We start from the raw sequence: 11541 nt of genomic DNA, 5'->3' as shown, positions 1-11541 counted from the left end.
CCCCTCATGCGCACTTTTCGTCTGGTGATTTCTTGCCCGGACCGTGTTGGCATCGTTGCCAAAGTCAGTAACTTTCTGGCATCACACAACGGTTGGATCACTGAAGCGAGCCATCACTCGGACAATCTCAGTGGCTGGTTCTTCATGCGTCACGAAATCCGTGCCGACTCCCTGCCATTTGGTATCGAAGCGTTTCGCGAAGCCTTTGCCCCGATCGCCGAAGAGTTCTCGATGGACTGGCGCATCACCGATACCGAACAAAAGAAGCGTGTCGTGCTGATGGCCAGCCGCGAGTCGCACTGCCTGGCCGACTTGCTGCATCGCTGGCACAGCGATGAACTGGACTGCGAAATCTCCTGCGTGATTTCCAACCATGATGACTTGCGCAGCATGGTGGAGTGGCACGGCATTCCGTACTACCACGTCCCGGTCAATCCGCAGGACAAGCAGCCGGCTTTCGCCGAGGTGTCGCGCCTGGTCAAACAGCACGATGCCGAAGTGGTGGTGCTGGCCCGTTACATGCAAATCCTGCCGCCCGAGCTGTGCAGCGAATACGCGCACAAGGTGATCAACATTCACCACAGCTTCCTGCCGTCGTTCGTCGGTGCCAAGCCGTATCACCAGGCCTCCCTGCGCGGTGTGAAGCTGATCGGCGCGACCTGCCACTATGTGACCGAAGAGCTGGATGCCGGACCGATCATCGAGCAGGACGTGGTGCGTGTCAGCCACAGCGACAGCATCGAAGACATGGTGCGTTTCGGCCGCGATGTCGAGAAAATGGTGCTGGCCCGTGGCCTGCGTTATCACCTGGAAGACCGGGTGCTGGTGCACGGCAACAAAACCGTCGTCTTCTGATAGACGCACGACGCGGTTGAAATTCGAAGGGCCTGGGCGTTCAATCGCTCCAGGCCCTTCGCCGTTTCTGCACCGAGGACATGACCATGGCCGATCCACTGGACAAAGCCACATCCCGGGCTCCCGCCACGCTGGGCGAGGGTTGCCTGAGCCGCTTCGACCCGGATGACATGGGGCCTGAAGACGGTACGGAGTTTCCGGGGGCGGCCGAGTTGTGGGAGCAGCTGCAGCAGGAGTCTGACGATGAAGCCGGGAAGGATTAAAAAAGATCGCAGCCTGCGTACCCTGTAGGAGCTGCCGCAGGCTGCGATCTTTTCAGGCCTGCCTGATTTTCATCAATTTCTTCAGCAGCGGCCGCCCCAGCATCAGCAAAAATACCGGCCCACCGACCAGCAAGTAGAAGTAATACGTCACCGCCCGCCAAATCAGAATCGCCGCGGCGGCCGTGGATTTCCCGACCATGGGGGCCAATAGCGCCGCCGACGTCAGCTCCGCCGCCCCGGCTCCGCCCGGCAGAAGGCTGAATTGTCCGGCGCTGAGCGCCAGCATCTGGATCAGAAAACTCCAGGCCCACTGCAAATCCGCGCCGAGCCCGCGCAGCGCCAGATAGAGCACGCTGTAGCGCAGGAGCCAATGCACACAGGTCAGGACGAATACCTTGATCAAGGTCTGCGCGGGTAATTTCAGCGTATCGGTAAATGCCGCCAGAAACTGCAGGAGCTTGCGCGCCCAGCGCATTCGCGTGGCCGCCTTGACATTGACCCGGGCGAGCCATCGACCGCTCAGGCGAATCAACGAGCGGTGATAGCGGGCGACCATGGCGCAGGTGATCAAACCGCCGAACAGCGAGACAGCGCTGACCATCAGCATCCATTCCATGCGCTGGCTGAGGTGCTGGAACAGGGCGTAAACAAGAATCCCGCTCAGGGCGCAGAGGAAAAACAGCAAGTCGCTCAGTTGGTCCATGGCAAACACGGCACTGCCCCTGGCCGGACGCACGCCGTGACGCGCCAGCAACGCCATGATCGTCAGCGGCCCGCCGCTGCCGCCGGGCGTGGCGCAGTAGGCAAATTCGGCGGCCATCACCACGCCAAGGCTCCTGAGCCGGCTGACCTTGTGGCATTGATCCCCCAGCAACAGACGCAAACGCAGGGTGTTCACGCCCCAGCACAGCAGGATCATTCCGAACATGATCAACAGCCACGGCAGCGGAAAACCGCTCAGCCGGGAGCCGATTTCGCTGCCGCCCAACAGCAGTGGAATCAGCACCGCTGCGAGCAGGCCGACGAGCAACAGCAGGGCACGACTCATGCGGCACAGCCCATTCGGTTGTTTTGCAGCGCCAGCCACTGGGACTTGGTCATTGGAACGCGTCCATTATCGAGCAGGCGCTCAAGGGTTCGCAGCCAGTATCGGTGCGAGAACTCATGGCGCATGTCCACCGGATGCAAGCCCAGGCGAATCACCGGGGCGTGCTGCCAGCGTTGTTCACGGCGGTCGCTGACGAGCTTCGATACCCCCCGGCGCCAGGCACTGCGCGCACTCCAGACCAGCCCCGGGGCTTCAATCGCGGTGAAATCCGGTAGCCGGTATAAATGCTGCGAGTCGCTGGTGTAACTCAACGGCAGTTGGCGCAATGCCTGGCGAGTGCCTTGGCTCATCAACCAGGCCGGGGCGACGAACCCTTCCAGCGGCCAGTCATGCCGGTGGAACATCTCGATGCCCGAACGCAGGCGGGCGAGGGCGGCTTCTTGTGACAAACGATAAAACTCGCCTTCGTGGGTGTAGACCCGACGCATGAACCAGTCGCGGGGATTGAGGGGCATCGGCCCTTCGTCGCAATGGAAATAGCCATGCAGTGCCAGTTCGTCGCCCCGGGCGACCCTGGCACTGAGTTGGCGGCATAACGGCGGATGGACGTCCAGATTGTTGTGTTTGTGGTAATCCGGAACCACCAGCCAGGTGATCGGCACGCCCCCCAAGGCATCGACGGCTTTGACGAACGGTTGGTAGTCGGCCCAGGTGGGAGGTGCCACGTCGTGCAGCACCAGCAGTAAAGCGGGCCTGTTCATGGGCTCAACCATTGGCAGTCAGCGGCCATTGGCTGCCCAACACGGCGTGGTAGTGGCACAGCAAGCTGGTGACCACCGCATCCCAGGCGTAATGTCGTTCGACATGTAACCGCGCTTGGCGGCCCAGCGCTACGCTGCCCGAGCCGAACAGCTCTCGAACAGCGGTGGCCATCGCGGCTGGATCGTTCGGCGCGCAGAGCCGGCCACAGTCCTCGGTGACGATTTCCTCGAATGCCCCGGCCGCCACGGCCACCACCGGAATACCGCTGGCCATGGCTTCGAGTATCACCAGACCGAAGGTTTCCTGATCGCCGGCGTGCAGCAATGCGTCGGCGCTGGCCATCAGGCGGGCCACCTGCGGCGCCGGGCAGAACTGGTCGATCACCGTCACATTGGACGGCACGGCCGTCGGCATCGATGAGCCAACCAGCAGCAGGTGATAGCGTCGGCCCAGGCGTTTCATGCAGTCGAGCAGCACTGGCAGGTTTTTTTCCTTGGAACCGCGCCCGGCGAAGATCAGCAGCCGGGTGTTATCGTCCAGGCCCAACTCGGCCCGCAGCCCGGGGTCTCTGGCATCGGGATTGAAGGTTTGCAGGTCGACGCCCAAGGGTTGCACGAACACATTCCTGACCCCGAGCCCGGTGAGTTTGTCGGCCATGACCCGACTGGGCGCCAGCACCCGGTCGAAGTTGCCGTAGAGCTTGCTGACATAGGCCTCGACGTTATTGGTCACCCAGTTGCCCATGCGGTTGCTGACCAGCAGCGGCAGGTCCGAATGATAGAAACCTATGACCGGTACATCGAGTTGCCGCCGCGCGTCCAGCGCTGCCCATGCGGTGAGGTAGGGGTCGCCGACCTCTATCAGGTCAGGTTGCAAATCCTGCAGGACATTGCGCCAGGGCGCGAGACGCAGAGGGAAGCGATAGCCTTTGCCGAAAGGCAGGGCAGGGGCCGGAACGGTGAAGATGCCATCCTGCTCGCTCAAGGACGATCCGGGGATCAGCAAACTGTGGCGAATGCCCGGCTTGATGCCCAGGCGACGGTGCTTTGCATCCAGATAAGTGCGCACGCCACCGCTGGCAGGGGCGTAGAACATGGTGATGTCAGCGATATGCACGATGAACGATCCTCCGGTCCCGGTATTCCCTTGGTTGACCTTTATGAAGGATAGATGTTCGGTTGGGGTTGTGCGGGTGGGTGTCAGCCGGGGGGATGTATCGTTTGACCGGCCGCCTTCGCGGGCAAGCCCGCTCCCACAGTAGTCAAGGTGAAGCACAAATTGTGTTGACACCCAAGATCCCTGTGGGAGCGGGCTTGCCCGCGAAGGGGCCCGCAAGAGCGCCTCAGATCCTGAAGCTACCCACCAACTGCTTCAATCGCGCCGCCTGCTGCTCAAGGTCCGAGCACGCGCGCAAGGTCGATTGCAGGTTTTCCACGCCTTCCTGGTTCAGCGTGTTGATCTCGGTGATGTCGACGTTGATCGACTCCACCACGGCGGTCTGTTCTTCGGTCGCGGTGGCCACCGACTGGTTCATGCCGTCGATTTCCCCGATACGCAAGGTCACGCTGTTCAGGCGTTCGCCCGCGAGGTTGGCGATTTCCACACTGTCCTGGCTGTGGCGTTGACTGTCGCTCATGGTGCTCACCGATTCCCGGGCGCCGACTTGCAGCTCCTCGATCATGGTTTGCACCTGTTGCGCCGATTCCTGCGTGCGGTGTGCCAGGTTGCGCACCTCGTCCGCCACCACGGCAAAACCCCGACCGGCTTCACCGGCACGGGCGGCTTCAATCGCGGCATTGAGTGCCAGCAGGTTGGTTTGCTGGGAAATGCTGGTGATCACTTCGAGAATCTGCCCGATGTTCACGGTTTTGCTGTTCAGCGATTCGATGTTGGTGCTCGAGGCGCTGAGCATGCTCGACAGTTGATTCATCGCCACGATACTGCGGTCCACCACTTGCTGGCCGTCTTCGGCCAGGCTGCGGGCATCGCTGGCCTGGCTCGAAGCCTGGGCGGCGTTGCGGGCGATTTCCTGCGCGGCGGCGCCGAGCTGATTAATGGCGGCCGCGACACTGCTGGTACGCGAGGCTTGCTGGTCGGAGTTGAACATCGACGAGTTGGAAGCCGCGACCACGCGCAACGCCACTTCGTTGACTTGCCCGGTGGCCGAGGACACTTCGCGGATCGAGCCGTGAATGCGCTCGACGAAACGGTTGAACGCGGTGCCCAGGGTGCCGAATTCGTCATTGTTCTGGATGGTCAGGCGTTTGGTCAGATCACCTTCGCCGTCGGCGATGTCGGCCATGGCGCGGGTCATGACGTGCAACGGCTGGATCAGGATGCGTATCAACATGCCGAGCAGGGCGATGATGATGGCCACGGCAATGAGGGTTGCAACCACAGCCGAGGTACGGAACTCGCTGAGCATCGAGTAGGCTTTTTCCTTGTCGACCGACAGACCGATGTACCAGTTGACCGAAGGCAAGCCCTTGATCGGGGTAAAGCTGACAATGCGGGTCTTGCCGTCGACGTCCACTTCGCTGAAGCCGTTGCCGATGCGCGGGGTGTCTTTCGGATACGCCTCGCTCAGGGACTTCATCACCAGCGCTTTGTCCGGGTGAACCAGGATCTTGCCGTCGGCGCTGACCAGAAATGCGTAGCCCATGCCATCAAAGTCGCGGGCGCTGAGGGTCGCGATCAGGGTTTGCAGGCTCAGGTCGCCACCCACCACACCGACGCTCTGTCCGGCTTTTTTCGAAGCCGTGGCCATCGAGATGATCAGTTGACCGGTTGCCGCATCGATGTAGGGTTCAGTCAGGGTCGGCGTGCTGCTGTTTTCAGCGCCTTTGTACCAGGGGCGAACACGCGGATCGAAACCGTCGGGCATCTTCGCATCCGGACGAATGGTGAAGTGTCCGGTGGCATCACCCAGGTAGGACGCCATGAAGGTCGACGTCAGGCTTTTCTGCTCAAGCAGGCTGGCGACATTGGCTTGTTCGGGGTTGATGGCGATGTTTTGCGAGAGGTTCTCGATCAGCAAAATACGCCCGGCCAGCCAGGTCTGGATGTTGTTGGCGGTGACGTCACCCATCTCGTTGAGATAGTTATCGAGGTCTTCGCGGATGGCATTGCGCTGCAAATAGTCGTTGTACAGCGTGAATGAGGCGAAGGCGGCAATAACAATGAGGGCGGCGGCAAGCAGGATTTTATGGCTGAAACGCAGATTTTTGTTCATGGCTTGGGGTTCCGCTAAGGTCTTAATGTCCAGCGCGTGCTTTTATAAAGGGACGCACGACGGGCAAGGTTGAAAGCAATTGAATTTTCCGACTCTCCTTAGGGAAATTTCCTACCAGATCGTGTCTGACTGCTTTGTCGTTATCTCTATCGGCCGTGTAGGACCAAAGATTAATCATGGGTGACCAAATGCCTGACTCACTGCAACTCGTTATCGGCGCCGACCTCAAGGGGCAGCCGATTGCCCAGGCCATGCGCCTGGCCAATCGCCACGGTTTGATCGCGGGCGCGACCGGCACCGGAAAAACCGTGACGTTGCAACGACTGGCCGAGGCTTTCAGCGATGCCGGCGTGGCGGTGTTCGCCGCCGACATCAAGGGTGACCTGTGCGGCCTTGGCGCCGCGGGCAATCCCCAGGGCAAGGTCGCCGAGCGGATTGCCGGTATGCCATGGCTCAACCACAAGCCTCAGGCTTATCCGGTGACGTTGTGGGACGTACAGGGCCAGTCCGGTCATCCTTTACGCACAACCTTGAGTGAAATGGGGCCGCTGCTGTTGGGCAGCCTGCTGGAACTGACCGACAGTCAGCAGTCGGCGCTGTACGCGGCGTTCAAGGTGGCGGACCGCGAAGGCCTGTTGTTGCTCGATCTCAAGGATCTGAAGGCGTTGCTCAATCACCTGCGGGACAACCCCGAGTTGCTGGGCGACGATGCGGCATTGATGACCACCGGCTCCAGCCAGGCGCTGCTGCGACGTCTGGCGACCCTGGAACAACAGGGCGCCGATGCCTTGTTCGGTGAGCCGGCGCTGCAACTTGAAGACATCCTCCAACCCACTGCCGATGGCCGCGGGCGAATCCATTTGCTGGATGCCAGCCGTCTGGTGCATGAAGCGCCGAAAGTCTACGCGACGTTCCTGCTGTGGCTGCTGGCCGAACTATTCGAGCAATTGCCGGAGCGTGGCGATGCCGACAAACCCTTGCTGGCGCTGTTTTTCGACGAGGCCCACTTGTTGTTCAACGGCACGCCCCAGGCATTGCGTGATCGCCTGGAACAAGTGGTGAGGCTGATTCGTTCAAAAGGCGTGGGCGTGTATTTCGTCACCCAGTCGCCGGGTGACCTGCCTGATGATGTGCTGGCTCAGCTGGGCCTGCGCATCCAGCACGGTCTGCGTGCGTTTACCGCCAAGGAGCAAAAGTCCCTGCGCGCAGTGGCCGAAGGTTTCCGGCCGAATCCGGCGTTCGATACGTTGTCGGTGTTGACCGAACTCGGGATCGGCGAGGCGCTTGTCGGCACGCTGCAGGAAAAAGGCACCCCGGAAATGGTTCAGCGGGTGCTGGTCGCGCCGCCGCAATCGCGGATCGGGCCTTTGACCGGCGCCGAGCGTACGGCGCTGATTGCCGGTTCGCCGTTGCAGGGCCGCTATGACAAGCCGATTGACCGTCAATCGGCCTATGAAGTGCTGATGGGGCGCAAGGGCCTGGCGCCCGAGCCCGAAGCGGAGCAGGGCAAACAGGAGCCGAGTTTCACCGAGCAGGCCGGGGAATTCCTCGGTACGGCAGCAGGGAAGGCACTTAAATCGGCGATGCAACAGGCGGCGAACCAGCTTGGCCGACAGTTGGTGCGCGGCTTGATGGGGTCGTTGCTGGGCGGCAGCAAACGTCGCTAGTGAGTGGACACAATCTAACTGTGGGAGCGAGCCTGCTCGCGAATCGGTGTGTCAGGCAACATCATTGTTGAATGTTATGCCGCCTTCGCGAGCAGGCTCGCTCCCACAGAGGGCGCCTATGAGGTTCTGGTCTTGGCGTGCGCCGCCAGTCGCTCCAGCGCTGCCCGCAGATTCGGGTCGCTGATCCCGTCGGCCGTGGCCTGGATGGTCGCGGCCGCATTGTCCGACAGATCCATGGTGTGCCCGGCCGCGCCCCGCTGGACGGTCGGTGGCTGTACCTTGAACAGGATTCGCGTCAGGTTGGCAAACTCGTCGAACAGTTGCAGTTGCCGCTGCAGGCGCTTCTGCTGGTAGCGCAGGCGGGTTGCCCAATGGCCGTCGGTGACAATCAGCAACAAACTGCCTTCGCGCCAGGACGCCACGTGGCAATGCTCGCGAGCGGCGGGTTGCAATTGGCTTTCGAGCAAACGTTGCAAATGACCCAGGCGTTGAGCGTGGCCTAGAATGGCTTTCAGCGGCTTGGCTTCGCGTAGTAGAACGGCGGGTACTTTGGCCGTAAGTGGGCGAAATGCCATGATCAGACACCTGAAGTAACAGAGCCGCCATGGTAGCAGAAAGCACCGGATGCACCCGCCCATTGCTTTTGTGGGCGCTTTACCCATTAAATCAACGACTAACTTCTGCCTTGAACGGCTTGAAGTTGAGCAAAACGCCCCTATTTTAAGTGAGCCCCGTCAAAGCGCTGTGCCAGCATCGTGGAATATCGCCACTTTCCTCACCACCGTTTCCGGGTAGAATGCTCGTTCGCATGCGGCCATGAGGGCTGCACGGGCGACTCACGGGGCCGCCCTCCATCCCTTTAGTGTGGAAGATCCTGCCGATATGTTTGCGCCTTTGTTAAAGAAACTTTTTGGAAGCAAGAACGAGCGTGAAGTCAAACGCATGCTCAAGACGGTGCAACTCGTCAATGCCTTCGAAGAGCAAATGGTGGCCCTTTCGGACGATCAATTGCGTGCCAAGACCAGCGAGTTCAAGGCCCGCATCGCCAAAGGGGAATCCCTCGACAAGCTCCTGCCAGAAGCCTTTGCGGTCGCCCGCGAAGCCGGCAAGCGTGTCATGGGCATGCGCCACTTCGATGTCCAGCTGATCGGCGGCATGACCTTGCATGAAGGCATGATCGCGGAAATGCGTACCGGTGAAGGCAAGACCCTGGTGGCAACACTGGGCGTTTACCTCAACGCGCTGTCCGGCAACGGCGTGCACGTTGTGACGGTGAACGACTACCTGGCCCGCCGCGACGCCAACTGGATGCGCCCGCTGTATGAATTCCTCGGCCTGACGGTCGGCGTTGTCACGCCGTTCCAGCCGCCGGAAGAGAAGCGTGCTGCCTACGCCGCCGACATCACCTACGGCACCAACAACGAATTCGGGTTCGATTACCTGCGCGACAACATGGCGTTCAGCATGGAAGAAAAATTCCAGCGCGAACTCAATTTTGCCGTGATCGACGAAGTCGACTCCATCCTCATCGACGAAGCCCGTACGCCGCTGATCATCTCCGGTCAGGCCGAGGACAGCTCCAAGCTGTACATCGAAGTCAACAAGCTGATCCCGCAGCTCAAGCTGCACGTTGAAGAAGTCGAAGGCGAAGTGACCCAGGCCGGTCACTTCACCGTCGACGAGAAGACCCGTCAGGTCGAACTCAACGAAGCCGGTCACCAGTACGTCGAAGAAACGCTGACCCGCATCGGCCTGCTGGCTGAAGGCGAAAGCCTGTACTCGGCGCACAACCTGAGCCTGCTGACTCACGTCTACGCCGGCCTGCGTGCGCACAAGCTGTTCCATCGCAACGTCGAATACATCGTGCAGGACGGTCAGGTCGTACTGGTCGACGAACACACCGGCCGTACCATGCCGGGTCGCCGTTTGTCCGAAGGCCTGCACCAGGCCATCGAAGCCAAGGAAAACCTGAACATCCAGGCCGAAAGCCAGACGCTGGCGTCGACCACCTTCCAGAACTACTTCCGTCTGTACAACAAACTGTCCGGCATGACCGGTACGGCCGACACCGAAGCGTTCGAGTTCCACCAGATCTACGGCCTGCAGGTCATGGTGATTCCGCCGAACAAGCCGCTGGCACGTAAAGACTACAACGACCTGGTGTTCCTGACCGCCGACGAGAAATACGCGGCAATCGTGGCTGACATCAAGGAAAGCATGGCCGCCGGTCGTCCGGTGCTGGTGGGTACCGCCACCATCGAAACCTCCGAGCACATGTCCAGCCTGCTTGTGAAGGAAGGCATCGAACACAAGGTTCTGAACGCCAAGTTCCACGAAAAGGAAGCCGAGATCATTGCCCAGGCCGGTCGCCCGGGTGCACTGACCATCGCCACCAACATGGCCGGTCGTGGTACCGACATCCTGTTGGGCGGTAACTGGGAAGTGGAAGTGGCTTCCCTGGAAAACCCGACCCCTGAGCAGATTGCCCAGATCAAGGCCGACTGGCAGAAGCGTCACCAGCAAGTGCTCGAATCGGGTGGTTTGCAGGTGATTGCATCCGAGCGTCATGAATCGCGCCGTATCGACAACCAGTTGCGTGGTCGTGCCGGTCGTCAGGGCGACGCCGGTTCCAGCCGTTTCTACCTGTCGCTGGAAGACAGCCTGATGCGCATCTTCGCCTCTGACCGGGTGAAGAACTTCATGAAGGCCCTGGGCATGCAGCCTGGTGAGGCGATCGAGCACCGCATGGTGACCAACGCCATTGAAAAGGCCCAGCGCAAGGTTGAAGGCCGCAACTTCGACATCCGCAAGCAACTGCTCGAGTTCGACGACGTCAACAACGAACAGCGTAAAGTGATCTATCACATGCGTAACACGTTGCTGGCCGCCGACAACATCGGCGAGACCATCGCTGACTTCCGTCAGGACGTGCTCGACGCCACCGTCAGTGCGCACATTCCTCCGCAATCGCTGCCTGAGCAGTGGGACGTGGCCGGTCTGGAAGCAGCGTTGCAGAGTGACTTCGGTGTGACGCTGCCGATCCAGCAATGGCTCGACGAAGACGATCACCTGTACGAAGAAACCCTGCGCGAGAAGCTCATGAACGAGCTCGTCGCGGCGTACAACGAGAAAGAAGACCAGGCGGGCGCCGAAGCGCTGCGCACCTTCGAGAAGCAAATCGTTCTGCGCGTTCTGGACGACCTGTGGAAAGACCACCTGTCGACCATGGACCACCTGCGTCACGGTATCCACTTGCGTGGTTATGCCCAGAAGAACCCGAAACAGGAATACAAGCGCGAGTCGTTTACCCTGTTCTCCGAGTTGCTGGACTCGATCAAGCGCGACTCGATCCGTGTGCTGTCCCACGTTCAGGTTCGCCGCGAAGACCCGATCGAGGAAGAGCAGCGCCTGCGCCAGGAAGCCGAAGCATTGGCCGCTCGCATGCAGTTCCTGCATGAAGAAGCGCCAGGCCTGGAGCAACCGGAAGTGCTGGGTGAAGAGATCGATGTGGCGCTCGCCGCTGCCCCGGTTCGCAGCGAGCATAAGCTGGGTCGCAATGAGCTGTGCTACTGCGGTTCGGGCAAGAAGTTCAAGCATTGCCACGGGCAGATCCAGTAAAACCCGTTTCAATCGCTGAAATACCCGCGCCGCGACCGGCTTCTGCCGTCGCGGCGTTTTACCATTCGAACCACCGTCTTCCTGAAACGGTGCTGA

General features: G+C 60.7%; 9 protein-coding genes. 4 read left to right on the top strand and 5 right to left on the bottom strand.

All coding sequences use genetic code 11. From position 1 onward, the window contains the following. The first annotated feature begins 6 nt into the window (after nt 1–6). Both purU and KW838_RS06355 read left to right on the top strand, forming a co-directional pair. The gene (gene purU, locus KW838_RS06360) at nt 7–855 is read left to right on the top strand and encodes a formyltetrahydrofolate deformylase (protein ID WP_007993692.1); all 849 of its coding nucleotides are present in this window, start codon (nt 7–9) and stop codon (nt 853–855) included. Between the two features lie 86 nt (nt 856–941). Beyond that, complete coding sequence (locus tag KW838_RS06355; RefSeq protein WP_218500711.1) at nt 942–1118, top strand: hypothetical protein; 177 nt, start codon at nt 942–944, stop codon at nt 1116–1118. Between the two features lie 52 nt (nt 1119–1170). Here the strand turns inward: KW838_RS06355 and KW838_RS06350 are convergent, their stop codons facing one another. From KW838_RS06350 to KW838_RS06335, 4 genes are all read right to left on the bottom strand, one after another. Next, complete coding sequence (locus KW838_RS06350) at nt 1171–2166, bottom strand: lysylphosphatidylglycerol synthase transmembrane domain-containing protein (protein WP_217836226.1); 996 nt, start codon at nt 2164–2166, stop codon at nt 1171–1173. After that, nucleotides 2163–2939, bottom strand: coding sequence for a DUF2334 domain-containing protein (locus KW838_RS06345; protein WP_218500710.1), 777 nt, complete (start codon nt 2937–2939; stop codon nt 2163–2165). The genes KW838_RS06350 and KW838_RS06345 overlap by 4 nt, the downstream gene beginning before the upstream one ends. After that, nucleotides 2932–4044, bottom strand: coding sequence for a glycosyltransferase family 1 protein (locus KW838_RS06340; RefSeq protein ID WP_218500709.1), 1113 nt, complete (start codon nt 4042–4044; stop codon nt 2932–2934). Before KW838_RS06340 ends, KW838_RS06345 begins: the two co-directional genes overlap by 8 nt. Before the next feature lie 226 nt (nt 4045–4270). Beyond that, entirely contained in the window at nt 4271–6160 is a 1890-nt protein-coding gene (locus KW838_RS06335) for a methyl-accepting chemotaxis protein (RefSeq protein ID WP_218500708.1), read from the bottom strand. Between the two features lie 188 nt (nt 6161–6348). Here KW838_RS06335 and KW838_RS06330 point away from each other — a divergent pair, with 188 nt between their 5' ends. After that, entirely contained in the window at nt 6349–7827 is a 1479-nt protein-coding gene (locus KW838_RS06330; protein WP_218500707.1) for a helicase HerA-like domain-containing protein, read from the top strand. A 116-nt stretch (nt 7828–7943) separates the two neighbouring features. On the opposite strand, the gene KW838_RS06325 is transcribed toward KW838_RS06330, so the two are convergent. Continuing rightward, nucleotides 7944–8402 (bottom strand): DUF721 domain-containing protein, encoded by a 459-nt coding sequence (locus KW838_RS06325; RefSeq protein ID WP_218500706.1) that lies wholly within the window; start codon nt 8400–8402, stop codon nt 7944–7946. Nucleotides 8403–8709: 307 nt separating this feature from the next. Between KW838_RS06325 and secA the strand changes: the two genes are divergently transcribed. After that, nucleotides 8710–11445 (top strand): preprotein translocase subunit SecA, encoded by a 2736-nt coding sequence (gene secA / locus KW838_RS06320; protein ID WP_102698386.1) that lies wholly within the window; start codon nt 8710–8712, stop codon nt 11443–11445. Nucleotides 11446–11541 lie beyond the last annotated feature (96 nt).

Origin of the sequence: Pseudomonas sp. PDM27 (assembly GCF_019219205.1) — a bacterium.
GTDB lineage: Bacteria > Pseudomonadota > Gammaproteobacteria > Pseudomonadales > Pseudomonadaceae > Aquipseudomonas > Aquipseudomonas laurylsulfatiphila.
The sequence above is the reverse complement of the archived record's forward strand: the minus strand, read 5'-3'. Positions and strand labels throughout refer to the sequence as shown.

What these genes read in the sequence shown, in the direction of transcription:
- KW838_RS06325 (WP_218500706.1), bottom strand. Translation starts at nt 8,402, where the DNA reads ATGGCATTTCGCCCACTTACGGCCAAAGTACCCGCCGTTCTACTACGC.
- KW838_RS06355 (WP_218500711.1), top strand. Translation starts at nt 942, where the DNA reads ATGGCCGATCCACTGGACAAAGCCACATCCCGGGCTCCCGCCACGCTG.
- KW838_RS06345 (WP_218500710.1), bottom strand. Translation starts at nt 2,939, where the DNA reads ATGGTTGAGCCCATGAACAGGCCCGCTTTACTGCTGGTGCTGCACGAC.
- secA (WP_102698386.1), top strand. Translation starts at nt 8,710, where the DNA reads ATGTTTGCGCCTTTGTTAAAGAAACTTTTTGGAAGCAAGAACGAGCGT.
- purU (WP_007993692.1), top strand. Translation starts at nt 7, where the DNA reads ATGCGCACTTTTCGTCTGGTGATTTCTTGCCCGGACCGTGTTGGCATC.
- KW838_RS06335 (WP_218500708.1), bottom strand. Translation starts at nt 6,160, where the DNA reads ATGAACAAAAATCTGCGTTTCAGCCATAAAATCCTGCTTGCCGCCGCC.
- KW838_RS06350 (WP_217836226.1), bottom strand. Translation starts at nt 2,166, where the DNA reads ATGAGTCGTGCCCTGCTGTTGCTCGTCGGCCTGCTCGCAGCGGTGCTG.
- KW838_RS06330 (WP_218500707.1), top strand. Translation starts at nt 6,349, where the DNA reads ATGCCTGACTCACTGCAACTCGTTATCGGCGCCGACCTCAAGGGGCAG.